Annotated in this window: 22 protein-coding genes; 5 read left to right on the top strand and 17 right to left on the bottom strand. The window is 63.4% G+C overall.

The features are described 5' to 3' along the window. The first annotated feature begins 59 nt into the window (after positions 1-59). Positions 60-2906, top strand: coding sequence for a valine--tRNA ligase (locus B7G53_RS20840; RefSeq protein WP_096671313.1), 2847 nt, complete (start codon positions 60-62; stop codon positions 2904-2906). 19 nt (positions 2907-2925) lie between these two features. Here B7G53_RS20840 and B7G53_RS20835 read toward each other — a convergent pair whose 3' ends face one another. Continuing rightward, on the bottom strand, positions 2926-3945 hold the full coding sequence (locus tag B7G53_RS20835; protein ID WP_096671311.1) for an NAD(P)-dependent oxidoreductase: 1020 nt from the start codon (positions 3943-3945) through the stop codon (positions 2926-2928). Positions 3946-4035: 90 nt separating this feature from the next. Between B7G53_RS20835 and galU the strand changes: the two genes are divergently transcribed. Beyond that, on the top strand, positions 4036-4947 hold the full coding sequence (galU, locus tag B7G53_RS20830; protein ID WP_096671309.1) for a UTP--glucose-1-phosphate uridylyltransferase GalU: 912 nt from the start codon (positions 4036-4038) through the stop codon (positions 4945-4947). A 25-nt stretch (positions 4948-4972) separates the two neighbouring features. Here galU and B7G53_RS20825 read toward each other — a convergent pair whose 3' ends face one another. The 4 genes from B7G53_RS20825 to B7G53_RS20810 all read right to left on the bottom strand — a co-directional run bounded on the left by B7G53_RS20825 (position 4973) and on the right by B7G53_RS20810 (position 8080). Further along, positions 4973-5200 (bottom strand): sulfurtransferase TusA family protein, encoded by a 228-nt coding sequence (locus B7G53_RS20825; protein WP_096671316.1) that lies wholly within the window; start codon positions 5198-5200, stop codon positions 4973-4975. 233 nt (positions 5201-5433) lie between these two features. Then, positions 5434-6006 carry a hypothetical protein gene (locus B7G53_RS20820; protein ID WP_096671307.1) on the bottom strand — a complete coding sequence of 191 codons (573 nt, stop codon included), beginning with the start codon at positions 6004-6006 and terminating at the stop codon, positions 5434-5436. 76 nt (positions 6007-6082) lie between these two features. After that, a complete protein-coding gene (locus tag B7G53_RS20815; RefSeq protein WP_096671305.1) occupies positions 6083-6304 on the bottom strand; it encodes a CsbD family protein in 222 nt (73 codons plus the stop codon). 165 nt (positions 6305-6469) lie between these two features. Next, positions 6470-8080, bottom strand: a complete 1611-nt coding sequence (locus B7G53_RS20810) for an ABC transporter permease (RefSeq protein WP_096671303.1) — start codon at positions 8078-8080, stop codon at positions 6470-6472. Positions 8081-8193: 113 nt separating this feature from the next. On the opposite strand from B7G53_RS20810, the gene B7G53_RS20805 reads away from it, so the two are divergent. Beyond that, positions 8194-9288 (top strand): ABC transporter ATP-binding protein, encoded by a 1095-nt coding sequence (locus B7G53_RS20805; protein WP_096671301.1) that lies wholly within the window; start codon positions 8194-8196, stop codon positions 9286-9288. Here the strand turns inward: B7G53_RS20805 and B7G53_RS20800 are convergent. From B7G53_RS20800 to B7G53_RS20775, 6 genes are read right to left on the bottom strand one after another with little or no spacing between them, the layout of a single operon-like run. Next, positions 9285-10019, bottom strand: coding sequence for a lysophospholipid acyltransferase family protein (locus tag B7G53_RS20800; protein WP_096671299.1), 735 nt, complete (start codon positions 10017-10019; stop codon positions 9285-9287). The two genes, B7G53_RS20805 and B7G53_RS20800, sit on opposite strands and share 4 nt — an antisense overlap. Before the next feature lie 5 nt (positions 10020-10024). After that, positions 10025-11317 carry a dihydroorotase gene (locus B7G53_RS20795; RefSeq protein WP_096671297.1) on the bottom strand — a complete coding sequence of 431 codons (1293 nt, stop codon included), beginning with the start codon at positions 11315-11317 and terminating at the stop codon, positions 10025-10027. Then, positions 11314-12276, bottom strand: a complete 963-nt coding sequence (locus tag B7G53_RS20790) for an aspartate carbamoyltransferase catalytic subunit (protein WP_096671295.1) — start codon at positions 12274-12276, stop codon at positions 11314-11316. Before B7G53_RS20790 ends, B7G53_RS20795 begins: the two co-directional genes overlap by 4 nt. A 58-nt stretch (positions 12277-12334) precedes the next feature. Continuing rightward, complete coding sequence (gene pyrR / locus B7G53_RS20785; protein WP_096671293.1) at positions 12335-12847, bottom strand: bifunctional pyr operon transcriptional regulator/uracil phosphoribosyltransferase PyrR; 513 nt, start codon at positions 12845-12847, stop codon at positions 12335-12337. Beyond that, entirely contained in the window at positions 12844-13260 is a 417-nt protein-coding gene (gene ruvX, locus B7G53_RS20780) for a Holliday junction resolvase RuvX (RefSeq protein ID WP_096671290.1), read from the bottom strand. The genes pyrR and ruvX overlap by 4 nt, the downstream gene beginning before the upstream one ends. After that, complete coding sequence (locus B7G53_RS20775) at positions 13257-13844, bottom strand: YqgE/AlgH family protein (RefSeq protein WP_096671288.1); 588 nt, start codon at positions 13842-13844, stop codon at positions 13257-13259. The genes ruvX and B7G53_RS20775 overlap by 4 nt, the downstream gene beginning before the upstream one ends. A 113-nt stretch (positions 13845-13957) precedes the next feature. Here B7G53_RS20775 and B7G53_RS20770 point away from each other — a divergent pair, with 113 nt between their 5' ends. Beyond that, a complete protein-coding gene (locus B7G53_RS20770) occupies positions 13958-15442 on the top strand; it encodes a cryptochrome/photolyase family protein (RefSeq protein WP_096671286.1) in 1485 nt (494 codons plus the stop codon). 58 nt (positions 15443-15500) lie between these two features. Here the strand turns inward: B7G53_RS20770 and B7G53_RS20765 are convergent, their stop codons facing one another. The 6 genes from B7G53_RS20765 to B7G53_RS20740 all read right to left on the bottom strand — a co-directional run bounded on the left by B7G53_RS20765 (position 15501) and on the right by B7G53_RS20740 (position 25563). Then, positions 15501-21632, bottom strand: a complete 6132-nt coding sequence (locus B7G53_RS20765; RefSeq protein ID WP_096671284.1) for a hybrid sensor histidine kinase/response regulator — start codon at positions 21630-21632, stop codon at positions 15501-15503. A 57-nt stretch (positions 21633-21689) separates the two neighbouring features. Beyond that, positions 21690-23963 carry a methyl-accepting chemotaxis protein gene (locus tag B7G53_RS20760; RefSeq protein ID WP_096671282.1) on the bottom strand — a complete coding sequence of 758 codons (2274 nt, stop codon included), beginning with the start codon at positions 23961-23963 and terminating at the stop codon, positions 21690-21692. Positions 23964-23993: 30 nt separating this feature from the next. Further along, on the bottom strand, positions 23994-24524 hold the full coding sequence (locus B7G53_RS20755) for a chemotaxis protein CheW (protein ID WP_096671280.1): 531 nt from the start codon (positions 24522-24524) through the stop codon (positions 23994-23996). A gap of 23 nt (positions 24525-24547) precedes the next feature. Continuing rightward, positions 24548-24913 carry a response regulator transcription factor gene (locus B7G53_RS20750; protein WP_096671278.1) on the bottom strand — a complete coding sequence of 122 codons (366 nt, stop codon included), beginning with the start codon at positions 24911-24913 and terminating at the stop codon, positions 24548-24550. Continuing rightward, positions 24913-25311 (bottom strand): response regulator, encoded by a 399-nt coding sequence (locus B7G53_RS20745; RefSeq protein ID WP_096671276.1) that lies wholly within the window; start codon positions 25309-25311, stop codon positions 24913-24915. Before B7G53_RS20745 ends, B7G53_RS20750 begins: the two co-directional genes overlap by 1 nt. Before the next feature lie 78 nt (positions 25312-25389). Next, entirely contained in the window at positions 25390-25563 is a 174-nt protein-coding gene (locus B7G53_RS20740; RefSeq protein WP_096671274.1) for a rubredoxin, read from the bottom strand. Between the two features lie 122 nt (positions 25564-25685). Here B7G53_RS20740 and thiD point away from each other — a divergent pair. Next, a partial coding sequence (gene thiD / locus B7G53_RS20735) for a bifunctional hydroxymethylpyrimidine kinase/phosphomethylpyrimidine kinase (RefSeq protein WP_441339011.1) occupies positions 25686-26577 on the top strand: 892 nt, incomplete at its 3' end.

Below are 26577 nucleotides of genomic sequence, written 5' to 3'. Positions count from 1 at the left end.
CCGCCTCTGCCACCCCCACGCCCGCCAGCCCCGCTCCTGCCGACACCCCAACGCCCCGGGTGACCGTGCCCACGCCGGGCCTGGACAGCCTGGCCAAGTCGTTCGAGCCCGCGGCGATTGAACGCCAGTGGGCCCCGCTCTGGGAAGGCAGCGGCATGTACGAGCCGACACTGGACGCGGCCAAACCTTCGTTTTCCATCCAGCTGCCGCCGCCCAATGTGACCGGCACCCTGCACATGGGCCACGCTTTCAACCAGACCATCATGGACTCGCTGGCGCGGTACCACCGCATGAAGGGCGACAACACGCTGTGGGTGCCGGGCACCGACCATGCCGGCATCGCCACGCAAATCGTCGTCGAACGCAAGCTGCAGGCCGAAGGTCAAAGCCGCCATGACCTGGGCCGCGAGAAGTTTGCCGAAAAAGTCTGGGAGTGGAAGGAAGAGTCCGGCACCACCATCACGCGCCAGATGCGCCGCATGGGCGACTCGGTGTCCTGGAAACACGAGTACTTCACCATGGACCCGAAGATGTCCAAGGTGGTCACCTCGACCTTTGTGCAGTTGTACGAGCAGGGCCTGATCTACCGCGGCAAACGCCTGGTCAACTGGGACCCCATCCTGAAATCTGCCGTCTCCGACCTGGAAGTCGAAAGCGAAGAGGAAGACGGCTTCCTCTGGTACATCTCCTACCCGCTGGCCGACGGCTCGGGTTCGCTAACCGTGGCGACGACCCGGCCGGAAACCATGCTGGGCGACGTGGCCTTGATGGTGCACCCTGAAGATGAACGCTACCAGCACCTGATCGGCAAAAGCGTGAAGCTGCCGCTGTGCAACCGCGACATCCCGGTCATCGCGGATGACTACGTCGACAAGGAATTCGGTACCGGCGTCGTCAAGGTCACGCCGGCGCATGATGCCAACGACTATGCGGTCGGCCAGCGCCACCAGTTGCCCATCATCGGTGTGCTGACGCTGGACGCGGCCATCAATGACAACGCACCCGAAAAATACCGTGGCATGGACCGCTTCGTGGCGCGCAAACAGGTGGTCGCCGACCTCGAAGCGCTGGGCCATCTGGTCGAAGTCAAGAAACACAAACTCATGGTGCCGCGGTGCGCGCGCACCGGCCAGGTCATCGAGCCGATGTTGACCGACCAGTGGTTTGTTGCGGTCAACAAGATCAGCCCGCAAGACCCCACCGGCAAGTCGATTGCGCAAAAAGCCATTGATGCGGTGGACAGCGGCGCCGTCAAGTTTGTGCCCGAGCAATGGGTCAACACCTACAACCAGTGGATGGGCAACATCCAGGACTGGTGCATCTCGCGCCAGCTCTGGTGGGGCCACCAGATTCCCGCCTGGTACGACGAGGACGGCAAGGTCTATGTCGCCGAGAACGAAGCCGCGGCACAAGCGCAGGCACCGGGCAAGACCCTGCGCCGGGATGAAGACGTGCTCGACACCTGGTACTCCTCGGCGCTGGTGCCTTTTTCCTCGCTGGGTTGGCCCGAAAAAACCAAGGAACTCGACCTGTTCCTGCCGTCCAGCGTGCTGGTCACCGGTTACGACATCATCTTCTTCTGGGTCGCCCGGATGATCATGATGACCACCCACTTCACCGGCCAGGTGCCCTTCCACCACGTCTACATCCATGGTCTGGTGAAAGATGCACAAGGCAGGAAAATGAGCAAGTCCGAAGGCAATGTGCTGGACCCGGTGGACCTGATCGACGGCATCGAGCTGGCGCCGCTGCTGGACAAACGTTCGCAAGGCCTGCGCAAGCCCGAGACTGCGCCGCAGGTGCGCAAGAACACCGAGAAGGAATTCCCGGCAGGCATCCCGGCCTACGGCGCGGACGCGCTGCGTTTCACCTTTGCCTCGCTGGCCAGCCTGGGCCGCAGCATCAACTTCGACAGCAAGCGCTGCGAGGGCTACCGCAACTTCTGCAACAAGCTCTGGAACGCCACGCGTTTCACGCTGATGAACTGCGAAGGCCAGGACTGCGGCCTGGCGGAACACACGAAAGAGCAATGTGCTCCGGGCGCCGAGTTCCACAACTACCTGACGTTCTCGCAGGCCGACCGCTGGATTGCCTCGACGCTGCAACGCGTGGAAGCCGACGTGGCCAAAGGTTTTGCCGAGTACCGCCTGGACAACGTGGCCGGCAGCATTTACCAGTTTGTCTGGGACGAGTTCTGCGACTGGTACCTGGAGATCGCCAAGGTCCAGATCCAGAACGGCACGCCAGCCGAGCAACGTGCCACCCGCCGCACGCTGATCCGCACGCTGGAAGCCATCCTGCGGCTGGCGCACCCGGTGATTCCCTTCATCACCGAGGAGCTCTGGCAAAAGGTCGCCCCGGTGGCTGGCCTGAAAAAGGGCGCATACATCGGCCAGGCCGCCTACCCGCAAAGCCAGCCCGGCAAGATCGATGCGCTGGCTGAGGCGCACGTGGCCAAGCTCAAAACCCTGGTCGATGCCTGCCGCAACCTGCGCGGCGAGATGAAGGTGTCCCCTGCTGCGCGGTTGCCGCTCTTTGTGGTCGGCGACACCGCCTTCATGCGCCAGTCCGCGCCGGTGATCAAGGCGCTGGCCAAGCTCAGCGAAGTCAGGGTGTTTGAAAGCGAAACCGATTGGGCTGCGGCGGCGCAGGCCGCGCCGGTGGCGGTGGTGGGTGAGGCGAAAGTCTGCCTGCACATGGAGGTGGATGTTGCAGCCGAGAAGGCGCGCATCGGCAAGGAGATCACCCGCCTCGAAGGCGAACTGGTCAAGGTCCAGGCCAAACTCGCCAACGAGGCCTTTGTGGCCAAGGTGCCGCCGGCCGTGCTGGAGCAGGAGCGCAAGCGGCTGACGGACTTCACCGCGACGCTGGAAAAACTTCGCGAGCAGCGGGTGCGTCTCGGCTGAACTCCGGGGTTTGGCCGTTCTAGCGGGCCTCGAATTCCGGTTCAGACCACTGCGAAGACGACACGGCGCCTGGCAACTCGAAGTCCATGGGCGCGCTGGGCACGGAATCCGGGCTGCGCGGTTGTCCGGCCGTGATGGCTTCATGCATGCGGTGCGCCATATACCAACTGGAGCGCAGGCGCGCTTCACGCGTATGGGACCCCAGGCGGGGCGTGATGAACAGGTTCTTCAGTCCCAGCACGGGTGAGCCGACACCGGTGAAATTGCCCTCGGCGCCGTCCAGAATACAGGCCTCGATGCGGCCATCACACAAGGCGGCGGCCAGCGCGTTTTCGTCAAACAGTGCGCTGCGGCTGATGCCCACCCACAACTGGCCGTGCTTGCAGGCAGCCAGCAGCTTCTCGTTGACAAAGCTGCGGAAGCGCTCGGCATAAAGCATCTGGACCGACACTGCATCCGCCTGGCTGACCAGTTCGGTCAGGGTCACCGGCTGGATGCGCAAACGCTCCCAGATCGGCGCGGTATGGTGAACAGCGGGGTCATAACCGATCAGCCGCACGCCCAGGCCCGTGAGCATGCCTGCCAACGTGTGCGCCGTTGGCGCCAGCCCGAGGATGGCCACCGTGCTGCCGTGCAACTCGCGGCCCATCTGGGTGCTGGGGTGGCGCCGTCCCATCAGGGCCGACACCACACCACGCCGGTACAGCAGCAACAGGCTGCTCAGCAGGTACTCGGCGTTGGAGCGCACATTGGCGCTGCTGGCATGAATGACCTTGATGCCGCGTTCCTTGCAGGCCTCCAGGTCGGTGTTGTCGGTGCCCACGTGGAGGCGGCCGACGGCCTTGAGTTTCGGCATGAAGTCAAGAAACCCACGGGTCACCACCGTCTGACGCGGGAACACGATGCCCCGGCTCTTGTAAGCGGCCTTGCGCAGCGAAACCATGTCGTCGGCGAGTTCAGGACGGTATTGCACGCCATGCCGGGTTTCGAGCCAGGCCATGGCTTCGGGAACCAATGCATCAAGAAGTAAGATGTCCACGCGGCGTCCTGTTGCTGTTATTCTCTTTCGTCATGCTTCTGACCCTGTGTCAGTAACGCAACACTCTAGTTCCATTCCCCAGCCAAGTAAATGAAAAAAATCACAACTTTAAAAAAGGCGGTTTTCCCCGTTGCAGGCTTGGGAACGCGGTTTTTGCCCGCCACCAAAGCCCAGCCCAAGGAAATGCTGCCGGTTGTGGACAAGCCGCTGATCCAGTACGCGGTCGAGGAAGCCTATGCGGCCGGCATACGCCACATGATTTTTGTCACTGGACGCAATAAGCGGGCCATCGAAGACCATTTCGACACCGCCTACGAACTTGAGACCGAACTTGAAGCCGCCAAGAAGCACCATTTGCTGGAAATCGTCCGCTCGATGAACCCTGGCGACATGGATTTTTCCTATGTGCGCCAGCCGCGCTCGCTGGGTTTGGGCCATGCGGTGCTGTGCGCGGAACACCTGGTTGGTGACGAACCTTTTGCGGTGCTGCTGGCCGATGACCTGATGGTCGGCGAGCCGGCCGTCCTGGCCCAGATGGCCGCCCGCTTCGAGCAGGTCCAGCAATCGATTCTGGCGGTGCAGGAGGTGCCGCTGGAGCACACCCGGCGCTACGGCATCGTGGCGACCGAGCCTGTGGTCGATGGCCTGATGAAAGTCATCAAGATGGTGGAGAAGCCGGCGCCGGAAGCGGCGCCCTCACGCATGGGGGTGGCGGGACGCTACATCCTGACGCCCGCCGTGTTCAGGCACATACGCAGCCAGCCCACCGGCGTCGGTGGAGAGATTCAGTTGACTGACGGCATTGCCAGCCTGATGGGCGAAGAAAGCGTCTACGCTTTTCAATACGCCGGCAAACGGTATGACTGCGGCAGCAAGGAAGGTTTCCTCGAGGCCACGGTCGAACTGGCCCTGCAGCACCCGGAAGTAGGCGCCCATTTCAGAAACTATCTGGAAAACCTGCAAATCGGCTGGTCAGGCCAGGAACGCAGAAAACCGCATTGAGCGGTTGACTGCGATTCACTGATATTCAGCGGCGCTTGAGCACGTGGGTGAAGTCGCCGCCCTCGGCCTGCTGCTCCACCAGCTCGTTACCGGTTTGTTTGGCAAACGCCATGAAGTCGCGCGTCGAGCCGGGATCGGTCGAAACCACCCGGAGCAGCTGACCGCTGCTCATCTCGGCCAGGGCCTTTTTGGCCTTCAGGATAGGCAGGGGGCAGTTCAGGCCGCGGGTGTCTAGCTCTTTGTCGATGTGCATGCGTTTGTCCTTGGATGTCCTGATTTTAAGCAGTTCCTGCGCTGGCACCTGCTGGCCACGCCAGACACCCGTTGTGCGTCCGGCCATCGTCCAATTGCTACAAAAAACGGAGCTGCCTGCGTCCATTCAGCAAGGGTCAGAGGTCGATTTCTTGAACAACACGAACACAAACCCCCGGTCCTGCGGGGCAGGCCGGGGGTCTGGCGCCGGGGAAAAAATCCCGTTGGTCCGGCTTATTTCACGCCGAATTTAGCCTTGGCATCGGCTTCGCAGGCATCCTTGGCATTGCCTGTCATGGCATCGCAACGCTCCTTGGCCGCCTTGTACTGGGCGTCATTTTTGTCAGCCCTTGCGTCTTTTTTGGCATCGGCCACGGCGCCGGCCTTGTCCTTGTTGGCCTCGGCGCTGACCTTGCTGACCTTGGCATCGGCCTTGGCTGTCGTGCGGGCGGCTTTGGCGTCCTTCACGCAGACATCCTTCGCATTGCCTTTCAGGTCATCACACTTTTCCTTGGCGATGTCGTAAGCGGCATCGGCCTTGGCCTCTGCCACTTTCTGATCGTGGCCGGGGCTGGGTTTGTACTGGGCTTCGAGTTGCGCCTTGGCGACTTTTTCCGCGCCCTTGGCTTCGGCCTGGCAGATATCCCTGGCGTTGGCCGTCAGGGTCTTGCATTTGTCGCGACTGGCCTTGTAGTCAGCCTCCACGCGTTCTTTCTGCGCTTTGTATTCGTCCTTGGTCAGTGCCATGGCGTTGCCGGCGAAGGCACAGGAGACAGCGAGCGTGAGCATGATCAGTTTGGATTTCATGGCAATTTCCTTTTCGATGAAATGATGTATTTTTCTGGAGGCTCGCGGACCGAAGACCGGCCGGCACGCCCTGACGTCAATAACGCTCAAAAAACCCGGTCGGATTGCGTTCCTGAAAGGCTTCCAGCTGTTTTTCAGCCTCGTCCTCGGCAATGCCGTGCCGCTCCTGGATCCGGCCCAGCAACTGGTCGCGCTTGCCGGCAATGATGTCGAGGTCGTCGTCGGTGAGCTTGCCCCACTGCTCTTTGACCTTGCCCTTGAACTGCGTCCAGTTCCCCTCAATACGATCCTGGTTCATGGTGGCTCCTTTGATGAATGGGTGTCGCGCGGCAGCTTGGCCTGCGACAGGAAAATTCACTGTAAAAGTGCTGTCGGCGGGATCGGGTAGGCACACGCGGGCGATGGGCGTAGGTGCCTGCCTACACCCCAGGCTGAACGGGTGAGTGTCAAAGACGCAGACGGTCTAACGCGCGCGCAGGGAGCGGCCCAGCAGCAGCACCGGAAACAGCCCGACCAGCACCAGCACCAGGGCCGGCAACGCTGCCTCGCCCAGGCGTTCGTCGCGGGCGAGCTGGTAGGTCACCACGGCCAGCGTGTCGCTGTTGAAGGGACGCAGCACCAGCGTGGCCGGCAACTCCTTCATCACATCGACAAACACCAGCAGCGCAGCCGCCCCGACGGAGCGTTTGAGCAGCGGCCAGTGCACCCTGGCCATCAGGGCGGCACCGGTGGTGCCCAACATGCGCGCGCTGTCGTCGAAACTGGCCGGTATGCGCGAGTAGCCGCTTTGCACGGACTGCAGCGCCACGGCGGTGAAACGCACGAGGTAAGCCCAGACAATGCCCAGCGCCGTCCCCGTGATCCAGTAACCCGCGGAGGTTTGCGGGGCCACGGCCTGCAGCCAGCCCACGGGCAGCAGCAGGCCCACCACGATCACGGCGCCGGGCACGGCATAACCCAGGCTCGCCAGTTGCGCAGCGAAACGTGTCAGCCAGTGGGGCTGGCGGCGCAGCGCGAAGCTCAGGCCCAGCGCCACAGCGGTGGCCAGCACAGCGCTCAAGCCGGCCAGGCTCACGCTGTTGAGGGACCAGCGCACAAACTGTGTCCACGGCAACTCGCTCCAGCCGGCCACCAGAGGACGCAGCATGAACAGCACGGGCAGGACAAACCCGAGTGTGATGGGCAGCGCGCACAAAGCCCACGCCAAACCCGCCCGCAGGCCGTGCAAGGAGGTGGGTGCAGCGTCGGCAGCCCCGGCGCGGCCCCCGCGGCTGCCGGCAAAACGCATGCGTTTTTGCGCATGGTGCTCGATTCTCAGCAGCACGGCCACCACCAGCAACAAGACCGTCGCCAGTTGCGCAGCCGCCAGCCGGTTGTCCATCGCCAGCCAGGCCTTGTAGATGCCGGCGGTGAAGGTCTGGATCCCGAAATAGCTGGACACGCCGAAGTCCGCCAGCGTCTCCATCAAGGCCAGCGCCACACCGGCCGCCACGGCAGGACGGGCCAGCGGCAAAGCCACCTCCCGAATGCGGCGCTGCAGCGGCGCGCCAAGCAGGCGGGCGGCTTCCATCAGATGCACCGCCCGTTCGGACAACGCGGTGCGGGCCAGCAGATAGACATAGGGGTACAGCGTGACCGTGAAAACCAGCACCGCACCGCCCAGGCTGCGTATTTCCGGCAGCAGACGCCCTTGCCAGCCAAAGCTCGCGCGCAGCCAGCTTTGCAGGGGCCCGGCGTATTGCAGGAAGTCGGTGTAGGCGTAGGCCACCACATAGGCCGGCATGGCCAGTGGCAGAAGCAGCGCCCAGGCAAAAAACCGCCGCCCCGGGAATTCGAACAGCGTCACCGCACAGGCCGTGCCCATGCCGATCAGCGCAACGCCGCCCGCCACGGACAGACACAACAGCACGGACGTGAAGGCGTATTCCGGCAGGACGGTTTGCAGCATCTCCCGCAGGATGGGCAGGGACTGGCTGTCGAGTTCAAACCACGACAGCATTACCGCCAGCACCGGCAACGTGAGTACCGCCATCAGCAGGAACAGGGGCACGGATGAAAGAAAGCGACGAAGCATGGGGTCCCGAAAAAAAGCCTCTGCTCACGCCGCATGGCGGATACCTGACGCAGGCGGCGGGCCGTGCATCAGGCGAGTGCAAATGAGAATTGTAAGCATCTACAATTGGACCCATGTTCCTGGAACTTTCCAACCTGGTGGTGCATTACGCGGGCCGCTCCAGCCCGGCCGTCGGCGGCGTGTCCCTGGGACTGCGCACCGGGGAAATCGGCGTACTGATCGGGCCTTCCGGCTGCGGGAAAACCACCCTGTTGCGGGCCGTTGCCGGCCTGGAGCAGGCCCAGGCGGGCAGCATCTCGCTGGCACAGGAAATCGTCAGCAGCGGCAAGCAACATGTGCCTGCGGAACAGCGGCGTATCGGCATGGTGTTTCAGGACTACGCCCTGTTCCCGCACCTTGACGTGGGTCACAACGTCGCCTTCGGGTTGACGCACCTGAAACCGGCCGAGCGCCAGCAGCGCGTCAGCGAAGTGCTGGACATGGTCGGTCTGGGCAAGGCCCAGAAACGTTACCCGCATGAATTGTCAGGCGGGCAGCAGCAACGCGTCGCGCTGGCGCGCGCGCTGGCCCCCCGGCCGCGCCTGCTGTTGCTGGATGAGCCTTTTTCCAACCTGGACGTGGATCTGCGCGAGCGCCTGGCGCATGAGGTGCGCGGCATCCTGAAGCTGGCCGGCGCGACGGCACTGTTTGTCACCCACGACCAGCTCGAAGCCTTTGCCATCGGCGACCGCATCGGTGTCATGCATGAAGGCCAGCTGCACCAGTGGGATGAGGCCTACGAGCTGTACCACCGGCCCGCGACCCGTTTTGTGGCCGAGTTCATTGGCCACGGCGTGTTCACCCACGCCCAGCTGACACAGCGGGACCACAACGTGGTGGTCCACACGGCACTGGGGGACCTCAGCGATATGCTGGAGTGCCCCCTGCCCAGCGCCTACCCCGACGGCATCTGCGACGTGCTGCTGCGCGCCGACGACATCGTGCACGACGATGCGGCCCCGGTGAAGGCGCAAATCCTGCGCAAGGCTTTTCGCGGCTCGGAGTTTCTCTACACCCTGCAGCTGCAAACCGGCGAAACCGTGATGGCGCATGTGCCGTCACACCACAACCATGCGCTCGGCGAATGGATTGGCATACGCGCCGAAGTCGACCACGTCGTGACCTTCCAGCGCGACGAACACGCGCCCGCCGCCACCTCTGAGAGTTAAGGCCCCTCGCGCAGCAGGCGCTCCACGTCCCGCTGCAGATCGGCCGCCCAGGTGCGCCGGTCCCGACCCTGGCAGGGCTGGAGTTCCCCGAAAGTGACCTCGGCGCGAAGACGGCGCACATTCAGGGTCTCCCAGATCGACACGAAAATCGAGTCGTCGTCGATGTAACGCGGCGCAAAACAGGTCTGCCCCGTCTCGGCATCCACAAAGCGCAGGGCCACCGGCTGCACCGGGGCGTCCGCCGCAATCGCCGCCTGCAGCAGGTTGGCATGAAAGGGCTTGAGGCGCGTGCTGTCGCCCGTCGTTCCTTCGGGGAACACGGCGAGCACGTCCCCGAGTTGAAGCTGCCGGGTCATGTGGTGCACCACGCGGTGGGCATCCCGCCTGGACTCCCGCTCGATGTACAGGGTGCCAGCTCCGCCCGCCAGCGTACCGACCAGCGGCCAGTGCTTGATATCCGACTTGGAAACAAAACGGCAGTAACGCGAGGCATGCAGTACCACGATGTCCAGCCAGGACAGGTGGTTGGCCACCAGGAGGGCCGGCCCCTCCGCCACCGGTGAACCCCTGACAAGCAGCTCGATGCCAACGATCTTCAACATGGCCAGGGCCCAGACCTGGACCCGGGCTTCTTTTGCCGGCTGCCCGAGCCGGGGAAACAGCGTCAGGATGGTCCAGAGGCCAACCGCAATATGCGCCAGGGCGCGCAACAGGCGCCAGACGGCCTGCATGCCGTTCAGGCCTCGTACGCGACTTGCCCGCCCACCAGCGTCCAGCACACACGGGCCGGCAGCTGGTAGCCGGAAAACGGCGTGTGTTTGCCCTGGCTGCGCAAGGTGTCGGGCTGCACCGTCCATTCGGCCTGCGCGTTGAACACACAGAGATCGGCCACGCCACCCTTGACCAGTTGCCCGGCACTGGCCTGAAAGGTCCCCAGTGCGCCGCCCAGGACGCGGGCCGGCGCGCTGGTCAGCACCGCCAGCGCGCGGGACAGGCCCACACCGCTGTCCGTGCCCCATTTGCAGGCCAGGCCCAGCAACAGTTCCAGCCCGGTGGCACCCGGCTCCGCCTCGGCAAAAGGCAGGGTCTTGGCGTCGGCCTCCACCGGGGTGTGGTCGGACACCAGCGCGTCGATGACGCCGTCGGCCAGCGCCTGGCGCAAGGCATCGCGGTCACGCTGCTGGCGCAGCGGCGGGTTCAGGCGCATGCGGCTGTCAAAGTACCCAATATCGGTGTCCGTCAGGTGCAGGCTGTTGATGCTCACATCGGCCGTCACCGCCAGGCCGTCGGCCTTGGCCTGGGCCAGCAAGGCCACGCCGGCCGCGCTGCTGATGCGGCAGACATGCACTCGCGCGCCCGTGGCACGCATCAGCTCGAACAGCGTGTGCAGCGCAATGGTTTCGGCCGCCACCGGCACACCGCTCAGGCCCAGCCGGGTCGCCAGCGCACCGCTGGCGGCCACGCCTCCGCCCAGCCAGCTGTCCTGCGGACGCAGCCAGACGGTGTAGCCGAAGCTGGCGGCATATTGCAGGGCGCGCAGCAAGACCTGGGTGTTGGCCAGCGGCACCTCCGCCTGGCTGAAGCCGACACAGCCGGCCTCCGTCAGTTCAACCATTTCCGTCAACGCTTCCCCCTGCAGGGCCCGCGTCAACGCGCCCAGCGGAAACACGCGCGACTGGTGCAGCTTTTCCGCACGGAACTTGAGCATCTCGACCAGCCCGGGCTCGTCGAGCACCGGGTCGGTGTCGGGCGGGCACACCAGGCTGGTGACGCCGCCGGCGACGGCCGCCGCCAGTTCGCTTTCGAGCATGCCTTCATGCTCATAACCCGGTTCGCGCAGGCGCGCCGACAGGTCCACCAGGCCAGGCGCCACGATGCAGCCGGTGGCATCAATGGTCCGGTTCGGCGCGAAGTCGGCCAGCGCACCTTTGAGCGAGACGATGCGCCCGGCGGCAATCGCCACATCGCCCACTTCGTCGAGGCCGGAAGCCGGGTCAATGACGCGGCCGTTTTTAATGAGGATCTTCATGCTTCGTTCCCGGCAACAATGCTCATCACCGCCATGCGCACGGCGATGCCGAAAGTGACCTGCGGCAGGATCACGCTTTGAGCGCCATCCACCACGGCGGAATCGATTTCGACGCCGCGGTTGATCGGGCCGGGGTGCATCACGATGGCATCGGGTTGGGCATGCCTGAGCTTGTCGTTGGTCAGGCCGAAGCTTTTGAAAAATTCATGGCTGCTGGGCAACAGGGCGCCGGACATGCGTTCGTTCTGCAGCCTGAGCATGATGATCACGTCGGCCCCCTTGATGCCCTCCTCCAGGGTGTTGCAGACGCGCACCCCCATTTGCGCCATGTCGGCAGGCACCAGGGTTTTCGGGCCCACCACCCGTACCTCGGGGCAACCCAGCGTGGTCAGTGCATGGATGTCGGAGCGGGCCACGCGCGAGTGCAGCACGTCGCCGACGATCGCCACGGTCAGGTTGCTGAAGTCCTTCTTGTAGTGGCGGATGGTGTACATGTCCAGCAGCCCCTGCGTCGGGTGGGCATGGCGGCCGTCGCCGGCGTTGATCACATGCACGTGCGGTGCGACATGCTGCGCGATCAGGTAAGGCGCGCCCGATTCGCCGTGGCGCACCACAAACAGGTCGGCCGCCATCGCACTCAGGTTGGAAATCGTGTCGAGCAGTGACTCGCCTTTGGAGGCCGACGAGCGCGCAATGTCGAGGTTGATCACATCGGCAGACAGCCGCGTCGCCGCGATCTCGAAGGTCGTACGGGTGCGGGTGGAGTTTTCAAAGAAGAGATTGAAGACACTCTTGCCGCGCAGCAGCGGGACCTTTTTGACCTCGCGGTCGCTGACACTGACAAAACTGGCAGCGGTATCGAGGATGTGGGTCAGCGTGGCTTTGGGCAGCCCTTCAATGGACAGCAGGTGAATCAGCTCCCCATTCTTGTTGAGCTGCGGGTTTCGTCGGTACAACACAGTCAGGCCTTTCGCAGGACGGCAGGAATGCAGGCAGGAAAACCGTCGGCGCGGGTGGTCACGGTGTCACCCCCTGCACCTGGAAACTGAACCGGCCGTCGTCGCTGCGCGCCAGTGCCAGCGACTGGGATGCCGGCAGGGCCACCCGGGCAGCCGCAAAGTCGGCCTGTATCGGCAATTCCCGGTCACCCCGGTCCACCAGCACCACCAGCTTGACGCTGGCCGGCCGGCCGTAATCAAACAGCTCGTTGAGAATGGCGCGAATGGTGCGCCCGGTGTAGAGCACATCGTCGAGCACGATGAGGTGGGCGCCGTTGACATCAAAAGGCAGCACGGTCTGGCCGCTGGCCGACAGGCCGCGCTGGGAGAAGTCGTCACGGTGCATCGCCGAGGACAAGGTACCGATGTCGTCGACCAGCCCCAGGTCAGCGCGCAGGCGTTCGGCCAGCCAGACGCCGCCGGAAGCCACGCCCACCAGCCGCGGCGGGCGGTCATAGGTCGCCAGCAACTGCTGCATGCCGCGCAGGACTTCGCGGTACAACGCCTCGGCGTCCAGGGTCAGGCTGGTCATGAAAAGCTCCTTAAAAACTGCTCGAGGATTATGCAGGCAGACGCCGCGTCCGCGTCAGGCGCCCCCTGCGACAACGCTTCGGTGGTGCTGTAACGTTCGTCGACCTCGAACACCTGCAGGCCGAACCGCCCGCGCAACTGGCGGGCAAACTTCCGGGCGCGGGCGGTGTTGTCGTGGCTGGCGCCATCGGGATGGAAAGGAATACCCACCACCAGCGCGTCGGGTTGCCACTCCCGGATTTTCAGGGCGATCGCCGTGAAACGGGCGTCACCCTCGGCGGCGATGCTGCCCTGCGGTGTCGCCGTGCGCGTCAGCCGGTTGCCGGTGGCGACACCGGTGCGTTTGACACCAAAATCGAAAGCCAGAAATGTTTGCAGGTTGGCGGCCATGGCAGGCGGAGCCGCTGCACTCATGCGTGCCCTGCCTCGGGCGACAGCATCCAGCTCTGCAGGCCCAGCAGCATCAGCGCCTTGTCGTAACGCTGCTCGACCGGCGTATCGAAAATCAACGACAGGTCCGCCTCCACGGTGAGCCAGCTGTTGTCGGAAATTTCGGATTCCAGCTGCCCTTCGCCCCAAGCCGAATACCCCAGGGAGACAAACACCTTGCGGGGCCCGGCGCCTGTGGAGAGGGCTTCCAGCACATCCTTGGAGGTGGTCATCTCCAGCCCACCGGGGATGGTCATGGTCGATGCGTACACCGTTTCTCTGCCTTCGAGCATGCATTCATGGAGTACAAAACCACGCTCGGTCTGCACCGGCCCGCCCTGAAACACGAGGGACTTGGTCAGATCGTCGCGCCCCAGAGGCAAGGCCACCTTGTCGAACAGGCCCTGGAGGCTGATGTCGCTGGGCTTGTTGATCACCAGGCCCAGCGCGCCGCGATCGCTGTGCTCGCACATGTAGACGACGCTTCTTGCGAAAGCCTCATCATCCAGCCCGGGCATCGCAATCAGGAAGTGATGGGTCAAGTTGATCGGTGCAGAATCCAGTGCCATGACGCAATTTTACGCGCTGCCGGTGTGCGCTGGAAGAAAAACCACCGCCCTGTTGCGCCATCTCCGCGCGCCATCCCTGCAACATCCGCCACATCCCTCATGGGTCCCGGAACATGAATAAACAATACGCCACCGGCCTGATGTGGTTCAGACGCGACCTGCGTGTTGACGACAACGCGGCCCTGTACCACGCCCTCAAGGCCTGCCGCCAGGTCTTTTGCCTTTTCGTGTTTGACCGGGCCATTCTGGACGCCCTGCCGCGTGCGGACCGCCGCGTGGCCTTCATCCGCGAGTCGCTGGCGGACCTGGACAGGCAGTTGGCGGAGCTGGGCCGCCAACATGGCCTATCCCAAGCCGGACTGATCGTGCAGCATGGCCGGGCGGACGAGCTCGTGCCGGCGCTGACACAGAAGCTGTCGGCCGAAGCCGTTTTTGCCAGCCACGATGACGAGCCCCCGTCGCTGGCACGCGACGCGCGGGTCAGCGGGGCGCTGGCGGAGGGCGGCAAGGCGTTTCACAGCTTCAAGGACCATGTGATCTTCGAACGCCGGGAAGTGCTGACCCTGGGCGGCACACCGTACAGCGTTTTCACGCCCTACAAAAATGCCTGGCTCAGGAAGGTCGACGACTTTTACCTCCGGCCCTACCCGGTGCAGAACCACGGTGCCGCTCTGGCCCCCCTGCCGGCGGACTGCCGCACCTGCGTGCCCGCGCTGGAAGACATCGGTTTTGCACCGACCAACCTCGCTGAACTGAAGATTCCCACAGGCAGCCTCGGCGGCTCGCAGCTGCTTGACGACTTCATGGCGCGTATCGATCACTACCACGCCACGCGTGACTTTCCTGCGGTCAAGGGGCCGAGTTATCTGGGGGTGCACCTGCGTTTTGGCACGGTCTCCATCCGCCGGCTGGCGGGGACCGCCCTGCGCCTGCAGGCGCAGGGCAGCCCGGGTGCCGCGGTCTGGCTCAGCGAGCTGATCTGGCGCGATTTTTATGCGCAGATCCTGAGCAATTTCCCGCATGTGGCCGAGCGTTCCTTCAAGCCCGCGTACGATGCCATCGCGTGGGAACAGGGACCCGCTGCCGAGGCCTTGTTTCGGGCCTGGTGTGAAGGCCGGACCGGCTACCCGCTGGTTGATGCGGCCATGGCCCAGATCAACCAGACCGGCTACATGCACAATCGCCTGCGCATGGTCACCGCCAGTTTCCTGGTGAAAGACCTGGGCATTGACTGGCGCTGGGGCGAAAGGTATTTCGCCGAACACCTCAACGACTTCGACTTGTCGGCCAACAATGGCGGCTGGCAATGGGCCGCCAGCAGCGGCTGCGACGCGCAGCCCTACTTTCGCATCTTCAACCCGACCAGCCAGAGCGAGAAGTTCGACGCCGACGGGAAGTTCATCCGCAAGTACCTGCCGCAGCTGGCCGCACTGACCGGCGCGGACCTGCACCGCCCCTGGCTGGCCAGGCCCGCGGCGCTGGCCGCCGCCGCTGTCCGGCTGGGAGAAAACTACCCGCTTCCCGTCGTGCAGCATGAAGAGGCGCGGGCGCTGACCCTGCATCGCTACGCCCCTGTCAAAAAAACAGCGACCGAATAGTCGCTCCTTTTTTTATAGCTGGAAGCGCTTGTCCAGCATGGGCTGGACGCCAATTTCTTTATGAAACTGCGGCTTCTGCGCTGCAATAGTGGCGAATCAGGCTGAGCAACTCGTCTTCGGCATAAGGTTTGCCCAGGTAATGGTCGACCCCGAGTTCCTTGGCGTGTTCGCGGTGCTTCTCGGCAATGCGCGAGGTGATCATGATGATCGGCAAATCGCTCAGATGGACATCGCCGCGGATGTTGCGCGCCAGGTCAAATCCGTCCATGCGCGGCATTTCAATGTCGGACAGAACCACCGTGGGACGCTCCTCCTGCAGGCGTTCCAGCGCCTGCAAACCGTCGGCAGCCATGGAGACCCGATAACCCTCACGCTGCAGCAGGCGCTGGGTCACGCGCCGCACCGTGATCGAATCGTCCACCACCAGGATCAGCGGAATCTGCGGCGCCGCCGGGACAGGCGAGGAAACAGACAAACCGCGCCCGTCAGCAGCGCCCGATTGCTCGAGCATGTGCGGCTCGGCACTGTCGGAGCTCCAGGCGCGCGCCTGCTGCCCGTAAACCGATGCGAGTGCGACGGGGTTGTAGATCAGGACAACGGCGCCCGAGGCCAGCACCGACATGCCCGCCAGACCCGGCAGGCGTGAAAGCTGTGGGCCCAGGTTTTTGACCACCACCTCCTGGTTGCCTAGCACCTCGTCAACGTGCAGGGCCAGCCGCTGCGCGGCACTTCGGAAAATGACCACCGGAGCGGTTTTGCCCTGGGGCTCGCTGCTCATGCGGGAGGCCTGCAGCAAGGCACCTGACCAGAAAAACGGAACCGCTTCGCCAGCGACATCGAGCACGCCGCTGTTGTAGGCCTGCTGCAAATCCTTGGCCGAAATCCGGCGCACGGTTTCGACCACGTTCGCGGGCACACCGACAGAAGAGCCGCCAGCGCGCAACATCACCACCTGCGTCACCGCCGTGGTCAGGGGCAGCACCAGCTTGAAGTTGGTTCCCTTGCCGGCAACGGTGCTGGTTTCAATCCGGCCGCCCAGGGCGTTGACCTCGGAGCGCACCACGTCCATGCCGATACCCCGGCCGGAAAGCTCGGTCACGTGCGACGCCGTACTGAAGCCCGGCATGAAAATCATGTTGGCCGCCTCATCGTCACCGATCTGCTGGCCCGGAGCCAGCAGGCCAGAGGCAATCGCCTTCTCCCGGATACGCGCCAGGTTGAGGCCGGCGCCGTCATCGCGGAATTCGACCGACACGTCATTGCCCGACTGCTGCAGGCTCACGGTGATCAGGCCACTGGGGTCCTTGCCCGCGTCGGTGCGGGTCTGCATGTCTTCAATGCCGTGGGCCACGCAGTTGCGCAGCAGGTGTTCGAACGCCGGCGTCATGCGGTCCAGCATGCCGCGGTCCATCTCGATCGTGCCGCCCTGCAAGTCCAGCCGGACCTGCTTGCCGGTTTCCTTCGAGGCCTGGCGCACCACGCGGTACAGGCGCTCGGAAATACCCTCAAACTCCACCATGCGGGTGCGCAGCAGATCGCGCTGCAATTCGCGCGTCTGGCGCGCCTGGGCGATCAGGTCATCCTCGGTCGCCTCCACCGTGCGCTGCAAGGTGCGCTGCACGGTCGCCACGTCGTTGACCGACTCGGCCATCATGCGGGTCAGCTCCTGCACGCGCGTAAAACGGTCGAACTCCAGCGGGTCAAAGCCGAGCTGCGCTTCCTTGGCCTGCTGCAGGCGCGACTGCATCTGTGTTTCAGAATGCATTTCCACGTCGCGCAGCTGCGCACGCAGGCGGTTCAAGTTGCCGCTCAAGTCGTTGAGCGAGCCGCGCAACTGGTTCAACTCAGCTTCCAGACGCGACCGTGTGATCATCACCTCACCGGCCTGGTTGACCATGCGGTCCAGCAGCTGGGAACGTACGCGTATCGAGCCCGAGGCCGCCTGACGCAAAGGTTGCAGTGCGGTGGCCTGGGCCATGGACATCATGACTTTGCGTGAACCCGGCTCGGCGGAAACGGCGGGCAAGGACGGCGACGTCCCGGCCGTCTCCTGGGCATCCGGTACCGGAGCACCCGCCGCTTCGGTGGCAGGGGAAAGTGGTGCCAGTGCTTCCAACGCCTGAGCCGTCTCGCCCGGGTGGCGCAGGGCCTCAAAATTGGCCTGCATCGCGTCAAAAGTGGTCAGCAGCGAATCAAAATCCTGCGAGGCGGCGGCATCGGAGCCCATATGCTCGATATCCGACTCGATGCGGTGGGCCATCTCGCCCAGCCGCATGGCACCCGCGAGACGGGCACTGCCCTTGAGGGTGTGCAGGGACCGCAACACTTCGTTGCGCGCGCCGTGGTTGTCGGGACGGGCCGACCATTGCCGCAGGGCGCCGCCCAGTTGCGGCATCAACTCGGCACCTTCTTCTTCGAAAATCGGAAACAGGTCCGGATCAATCGCGTCGACCGCGTCGATCTCATCATCCATGTCTTCACTGAACGCTGCGGACGCAAACGACGCAGCCGCGGCAACAGGCACAACCGCAGGGAAGGCAGGTGCCACCGGCACCGCCGCGGGCACAGTGGCAACAGGGGCAGCGGGCATGACCTTGACGGTCACCGAGAGGGAGCGTTCCTGTGCAGGAATGACCGTGCCCGTCAGCGGAACGCCGGCAGACGACACTGGCGCTGCCGGAGGGGCCGCTGCAGACTCTGCTTCCTGCAATGCCGCGGGACTTTCAGCAGCCTCCGGGCTGGCGATGACCATGGAAGCCTCACTGGCTTCATCGTCAAAATCAATTGCCCGCAATGCCTGAAGAATCCCGGGGTCCGGCTGCTTGAGAAAGCCGGCGGCGAACTGATGCAGCAGGCGTCGGATGTCTTCCGCTGCATCAATGAACAGCTGGTTGTGCCTGCCGCTGCTTTTCCCATGCTGGCTTTGCGTCTGCTGCAAGGCGTTTTCCAGCGCGCGTGCCATTTCAGACAGGGCCTCGAATCCAACCGTCGCCGAACTGCCTGCCAGCGAATGGGTGAGCGCCAGCGTGGAGTCGCCAATGGGGCGGTCGCGCTCCATCGTCCATTCCGTGACCTCGGTGACCAGCCGGCGTGACCATTCGTCAGCTTCATTGAGGTACACGTTGTAGAGCGGAATGCCAATACGCAACGACCCGATCACCTTGATCTGTTCATCCCCAGCCGTTTCGCCGGATAACGCGTCGTCGGAAGAATTCTCGAAGGATGCAGTCGGCGCCTCTTCCCGCGCAGACGCTGCGGACGGGATCTCACGGTGCTCCGGCACCGCAAAGACAAAATCATCCACCTCACCTGCCACCGCCGATTCGGGCAGGGCCGCTGAAGCCCGAACAGGCTCCTCCTCCACGGCAGGCTGACCCAGAAAATGCACGTCAAAATCACTGGCCGACAATTCCAGCGGTTCGGCCTGTTCAGCCGGCGCCGGATCAGCGAAGTCCAGCTCAAACACGATTTCTGAAGGAGCAGCCTGCGCTGCGCTCGGCAGGTCTGCAACGGGTCCCGACAAGGCCGCCAGGCTGTCAAAGTCGATACCCTGTATATCCGTTGCGGCAGGCGCCTCCGCGACAGGCGCGGCGGGCTCCAGATCCATCACGAAATCGAAGTCCAGATCCGTCACCTGCACCCCTGGCGACGAGGCCAGGTCCTGCCCTTGCGCAACAGGAGAAGCGACACTCGCTGCAGCAGGCGCCTGCGGCACAGCAGGCTGCTGGATCGGGCTGAAACGCCCCTGCTCCCGCATCGCATCGGCACCGGCACGAAATGCGGAGGACGTCCACGGCGTCTCGCGGTTGGAGGCGATATCCTCGATCCAGGCAGCAAACCCGTCCATGGCCTGCACGCACAATGTCCGGAACTCTTCACTTGAAGGCTTCTGCTCGGCCAGCCAGCCATTGAGCATTTGCTCCATGGCCCAGGCGGCTTCACCAAATTCGTTGAGCCCGACCATGCGGGAGCTGCCCTTGAGCGTATGGAAAGCCCGGCGCAATATGGTCAGCTCGCCGATGTCTCCCGGCTCAGCGGCCAGGGCGGCAAGCGCAGCCTGCGCATGGCCGGCCACTTCGCGCGCTTCCTCCAGGAAGATGTCGCGCAAGTCGTCTTCCTCGAAATCGTCGGTGCCGGTGGCCGCGGCTTCGGGCGCAGTAGCCGGCGCGGCAGCCGCCACCAGACTGGTGAGAGAGCCGGCATTGGTCTGCGGGCCTTGCCCAACGGCCAGGGCAGCATCCCGTGCAGTCTGGGCCAGCGCAGGCTGGTCAGCCAGCGCCGCGTGGGTTGCCAGAACATCGAGCTTGACGCTCAGACTCTCTGCAGAATCGCCTGCCTGGGCATCCTGAACAACGGACAGCACTTCCTGGGACAACTCGCTGTTGACCGTTACCGCCGCGGCGGCATCCTGCGCGGTGTGAATACGCCCCATCAGGGGTTTGAGTTCGCCCTTGACATCGTCGTATACAAAAAGCTTTTTTGCCAGGGTCGGCTGGTAGTTGAGCATGTCAATCAAAAAGCTCAATGCACCCAGATTGTTGCCCAGCTGCTCGAAGGCTCCGGAAGAACGCGCCAGCTGATCGTCCCCCTCTGTCACCAGCATCTGCTCGACACTCTCGCGCATGCGCAGTACCGCCTGAGCGGCCTGATCCAGCCCCAGCACGGACAACACACCGCGCATCTGCGAGAGCTGGCCGGGAACCGCGGCAAGAGCCGTTTTTTCCTGGGGGTTGCGGAAGAACACATCCAGCGATTTTTCAAGCTCGCCCAGCGAAATGCGCAGTTCGCCGACAACACTGCCCATGGTTTGTTTGTCGCTGACGCGCCGGTACAGCTCTTCCATCCAGGACTCAAGCGGCTGCGCCTGGGCACCACTTCGCGCGCTGTCGAGCCGCTGGGCCAGACGGGCCGTCCGGATGGCCAGTTGCGGATCGGCGGGATCCAGGTCCTCAAAAGCGGCCTCGAGGTAGAGCACGGCCGTAGCCACCTCAAGCGCCAGCTCGATGGGAGGCGCCTGCCCGGAGCGAACCGTCGCGTCAATCACCTGCGACAGCGCAGTGGCCAACGGCTCACTGGGCGGATGCAACTTGACCAGGGAGTCGGTCACCAGACTGAACTGGTCAGCCAGCGTCTTGAACTTGCTCACGTCCCCCGCCGTCAGCGAGGACCAGGTTTCCTTGGCCGAAACAATCCGTTTGCGGGCCTGGGCGAGCAGCGCAGGGTCGAAACGACCGAACTGGACCGCTTCATAGTCCACCGGCTTGACCTGGGCCAGACCGTAACTGGCGCGAATGGCCGACAGCACAGGCGCATCGGTGGCACGGGCCGCCACAGCCTGCGAGCAAAAAAACAGCAGATCCTGGGCCAGCCGGTCCGACGCGTCGGTGCCGCCCTTGGCAAAGGATGCATATTGGAGAAGCACGCGCGACGCGGCGCGTTTGACGTAGAGATCCACCTTCAGCAGACCATGGGCCAGCGCTTCAAAATAACCGGCTGCGATTTTCCAGAAAGCCCGGGGCTCACCTGCGGACTCGGCTTGGGCAAATCCCAGGCACATGTCCCTGAAGCTCTGTGCGGCCTGCGGGTCGCCCGTGCGCATGATTTTCAGGACCAGCTGGTCCAGCGACTGCCTCGACGCATCATCGTAAGCGACCGGATGAACGGTGACCGCCAGCGCCGGGTCCATCCAGCGCCATTCGTACATCCAGAGATCGGCCGGATGGATGCGGTCCGCACCGACCAACCCCTGAACATCACGGTACTGGGGGAACAGCGAGACGGCAGACACCGGCTTGTCGGCCAGCACCCCTTCGAGGTACTCGGTCAGGGCGAAACTGGCCTGTTCGACCTTGGCCGCCGCCTCCTGACTACATTGCTCCGGCCGCTGGACAAACCGCTGCACGGCGGCCTCCATCGCGCGCAGTAACAGCGCGGGGGCACCCAATCCAACCATCTCCAGCGCACCCACGGCCTGGTGCAACTGCTGACGTGCGATACGCAACTGGCTGGCGTCAAGGGCCGCGAGGTCGGAGCCCCGTGCCAATTCGGCGTCACGCACAAACCGCTTCAGGGCCTTGGCAGCGCCGTCCAGGGATTTTCGAAGTTCGTCCAGCACCCACGCCAATGGACCCAGATCATTCACGGCCAGGTCGAGTTCGGCAGGAGATGAATTCGGAGCATTCAATTGCATAGGTGGCAGGCCGGTTCAGAAATCGGAGGTCACGGACAGGGAAACATCAGCGATGCGTCAGGCGATCTTGAATCGCGAGACGGACTGCCTGAGTTCTTCGGCCATGCGGGACAAATCCCGCACCTGCTGCGCCGTGGATCGCGTGCCTTCTCCGGTTTGCTCGGTCACCGCAAAAATGTGCTGGATGTTGCCGGCCACCACGTTGGCCGATTCCGCCTCCCTGGAAGCCGAGTTCGAAATCTGCTCAATCAGGTCAGCCAGCCGGCGTGACACCAGGTCAATCTCGGACAGTGCGGTACCGGCGCTGTCCGACAGCTTGGCCCCTTCGACCACACCCTGCGTGGAGCGCTCCATGGCGGCCACTGCATCCTGGGTGTCGGTCTGAATGGCTTTCACCAGTGCAGAAATCTGGCGCGTGGCATCTGCGGAACGCTCAGCCAGTCGCTGCACCTCCTCGGCAACCACCGAGAATCCGCGGCCGGCTTCACCAGCGGACGCGGCCTGAATGGCCGCGTTGAGCGCCAGCACGTTGGTCTGTTCGGTAATGTCCGAAATCAGTTCGGTGATCTCGCCAATCTCCTGGGACGACTCACCGAGTCGCTTGATCCGCTTGGAGGTTTCCTGGATCTGGTCGCGGATGGAGTTCATGCCGCCAATGGCGTTTTGCACCGCCTGCAAACCCGATTCGGCGGCGGTCAGCGATTGACGCGCCACCTGGGAAGATTCCTGGGCCTGGGTGGACACCTGGTTGATTCGGGTCGCCATGTCGAGCACCGACTGGCCGGTTTCGCGAATTTCCCGCAGTTGCTCGGTGGACGCTGCCAACAGCTCGGTCGAGGTGCTTTCCACCTGGGCCGTGGTTTGCGCCACCCGGGTCGCCGTGTTCTGCACGTTACCGACCAGCTGGCGCAACTCTTCCACCGTGTAGTTCACCGAGTCAGCAATGGCGCCGGTGATGTCTTCGGTCACCGTCGCTTCCTGGGTCAAGTCACCTTCAGCCACGGTCTGCAACTCGTTCATCAATCGCAAAATGGCGGCCTGGTTGGCGTCATTGACACGCTTGGCGTCCTGCTCCATGCCTTTGGCTTCCAGTCGCTGATTTTCCGCAACACCCTGTCGCTGCTGGCTGTCCAGCACCTGCAAACGGGTCAGGCCTGCCGCGCAAAGCAGTGCAAACGCAGCAGCAGCAGCCAGCGTCGCCAGCGCGCCGACACCCAAACCGGTTTGTGACGACAGCTTGCCCTGGATGTCTTCCAGACCCCGGCGCAGAGGCTCGCTGTCGGCAATGATTGACGCCTGGGCCTCACGAGCCGACACCAGGCCCTGCAAGTTGCCCAGAATCGCACCGGCCTGCACGCGGGTCTGCTCATACAGCGCCATCAGCGCCTCCAGCCGTTCGCGGGTCTGCGGGTCCTTGGAACCCGCCAGGCGGAGCTCGGGGCTGCCCTCCTGCAGGCCCTGTGCAATTTCCTTGAACGAGTTCAAATCCTTGCCCAGCAGGAACACGGCTTCGGGACTTACGCCCTCCATTGTCAGGAATTCGTTGGCGGATTTACCGATACGCTGGGTCAACATCACCAGCTGGCCGGCTGCAGAAATTTCTGCGGGCGCCGCGTTCTGCTGGAGCTTGAGGGAAGACACCGTTTCAGCGATTTCCAGCAGGTCCGATGATTGACGATTGATGGTACGCAGCGCGTTACCCACCTGGGTCAGAATTTTCTGCTGCGCCATCACCGTAGAAGCATTTTTTTCCGCACGTTCCATGAGCGGCGTCACGGTGTCGACATCTGGCTGTAGCGGTGCCGCGACCGGTTCCAGGCGCAGGGACTCATCGCCCGACCTCAGGCCGCGCACGGTTTTGGCCAGCACGTCCGAACTTTCACGCACGTCCGGGAAAGCCTGGGCACTGCCCACCAGCGCTTGGGACACGGACTTCGCGAGCCGCTGCGACTGCATCAGTGACTGCCCGGTGGCGGCCACCTGCTGCGCGACCCTGTCCGCCTGGTTCAGTGCAACAAAAGTCACGGAACCGAGCACCACGACCGCAAAAGCAAGCAAGATCACCAGGATCCGCTGGTGCTCGCCCATGGGCCGTCGGCCCAGGACCGGCAAGGCCAGCGTTTCGACATTTGCTGCAAGGTCCTCGGCGGACTGGCTTTCAGGACCGTCGCCGTCGCCCAGGCGCGCCATGGTGGCCGAACCTCCCGAAGCGTCCATGGCCCCCGTTGCCAAGGGATCCACCGACATGTCCAGAGAGACGCCATCCATGCTGTCCTCGGGCGGCGCAGATTTTGTTTTGAACAGCTTCTGAATATTTTCGACAACAGACATGGTGAGCCTTCCGGGAAAAACGTGATAGCGCTAGGCGCTGATGGTCAAAAAATGGGCTTGCTGCGCCAGCAACTGCAGGTTGATTTCCTGCCAATGCACACCGTTCGAATCCACATAGCTGTGGCCGAAAAACTCCGGTGCGTCCGGCGATCTTTCGGCAAAGTCCATGAACGCTTCCGGGTTGCGCAGGCCGGCCAGCTTGTCGATCTGCAAGGCACAATTGATCTCCAGAGCGCTGTTGAGCGCCACCAGCCGCGACTCGGTGCGCGCCAGTTCACTGCGCGCCGGTGGCATTTTTCCGGTCACAAAACTCGCCAGATCCACCACACCGTAGAGGCCGCCACGCAGATTGGCCACCCCGGCAAACCAGGCTTGCGTGTAGGGCACATTCTGGGCACTGACCCAGGGAAAGATTTCTCCGGACTGATTCAGGGGGAAGAGGTACTTTCCGCCCCCTGCCTCAACGGCCAGCCAGGACGCCGAAACACCCTGGGTCTTGGCCGCCTTCAGCCTGTCGGCGAGACGGCTTTGCAGTTCTCTAAGTGCTTGTCGGTTGGCCATGCTTTAGCGGGATCGGTGCGGGATCAGCCCAGCGCCTTGATTTTGGCCATCAGGTCGTCGGCATCCACCGGTTTGGTGATGTAGTCCTTGGCGCCCTGGCGCATGCCCCAGACGCGGTCGGTTTCCTGATTTTTGCTGGTACACATGATGATGGGCACGTCTGCGTACAGCGGGTCCCGGGTAATGGCGCGCGTCAGCTGGAAACCATTTTGCCCAGGCATCACCACGTCCATCAGGATCAGGTCGGGCTTTTCCTCGGCCAGCCGACGAAAGGCGTCTTCCGCGTTCTCGGCGGTTTTCACGGCAAAACCTTTTTTGCCCAACAGGTCGGTCATGAACATCAACTCCGTTTTAGAGTCATCCACAATCAGAATCTTTTTAATCGCCATCACGCTACTCCTTGTTTTGCGCTACCCAGTTCCTGAACGGTGTGCAGCAACTGGTCTTTGGTAAATGGTTTGGTCAGGTAGTCTTGCGAGCCGACCATCCTGCCTCTTGCCTTGTCGAAAACACCGTCCTTGGAAGACAGCATCACAATCGGCACATTGGAAAATTTCGGGTTGCGCTTGATGATGGCGCAGGTCTGATAACCGTCGAGACGAGGCATCAGGATGTCGCAGAAGATCAGGTCGGGCAGGTAGTCGCTGACTTTGGAGAGCGCGTCAAAACCATCCTCGGCCAGCAGGACCTCATGACCGCCCTGCTTCAGGAAGATCTCCGCGCTGCGCCGGATCGTGTTGCTGTCGTCGATGACCAAGACCTTGAGACCCGAACTGGTAATACTCACTGACTGTGCTCCTTGAACCGCGCCGCCGGCCCGGCACCGCCCACTGCGCGTTTTTGTTTAGACACCTGGCGCGGCCGTTCAGATTTGAACCATTTCGAAGTCTTCCTTGCGCGCACCGCATTCAGGGCAGGTCCAGTTCATCGGCACTTGGGCCCAGGGCGTGCCCGCCGCTATGCCGTGTTCCGGCGCGCCGGTTGCCTCGTCATAAATCCACCCACAAATTAAACACATCCAGGTCATTGATTGAGTCACAGCTTAAGTTGCCTTCGAATAGAATGCAACAATTGTATCGAGGCGGCGTTGCTTATTCGCTTACGAGGCAAAATTCCAGCCCTATGGCAAACCCCACCCCCACTCCTCTGGATACCCCGCAAATGGAAACAGAGGACAGCGACACCTCTCCCGCTTGCGTGATGAGCTTCAACGCCAATGACCCCAGCGGCGCTGGCGGCCTGACGGCGGACATCAGCGCCATCACGTCCGCCGGCGCCCATGCGCTGGCGGTCGTCACCGGGGCCTATGTGCGTGATACGGCCGAAATTTTCGATCATGTTTCCTTTGATGACGAGGCGGTCACCGAGCAGGCCCGCACGGCGCTGGAAGACATGCCGGTCGCCGCCATCAAGGTCGGTTTTGTCGGAAGCCCTGAAACCATCAGCGCGATCGCTGAAATTGCGTCGGACTATGCCGATGTGCCGCTGATTGCCTACATGCCCAACCTGTCATGGTGGGAAGAAGAAGCGATCGACAGCTACCTCGACGCCTTCCGTGAACTGATGCTGCCGCAAACCACGGTGCTGGTGGGCAACCACAGCAGCCTGTGGCGCTGGCTGCTGCCGGACTGGACCGGTGACAAGAGCCCGTCGGCTCGTGATATCGCCAAGGCCGCTTCCGAGTTCGGGGTGCCGTACACGCTGGTGACCGGCGTGCCCCTGCCCGACCAGTTCATTGACAACGTGCTGGCCACGCCACAGGCCATTCTCTACAGCGAAAAATTCGAGCGTTTCGAGGCTGTGTTTGCCGGCGCCGGCGACACGCTGACGGCTGCCCTGACGGCGCTGCTGGCCAACGGCCACAACCTGCAGGCCGCCACAGCCGAAGCCCTGACCTACCTCGACCACAGCCTGGACGCCGGCTTCCATCCCGGCATGGGCAATATCGTGCCTGACCGTCTCTTCTGGGCCCAGGCCGAAGACGACGCCATGGACGCTGACGACGAAGACAGCGATCCGGGTGCCCCCCTGCTCCCCCTGCCCCCCTTTGACC

It is taken from the genome of Polaromonas sp. AET17H-212, assembly GCF_002379085.1.
Taxonomy (GTDB): domain Bacteria; phylum Pseudomonadota; class Gammaproteobacteria; order Burkholderiales; family Burkholderiaceae_C; genus Polaromonas.
The sequence above is the reverse complement of the archived record's forward strand: the minus strand, read 5'-3'. Positions and strand labels throughout refer to the sequence as shown.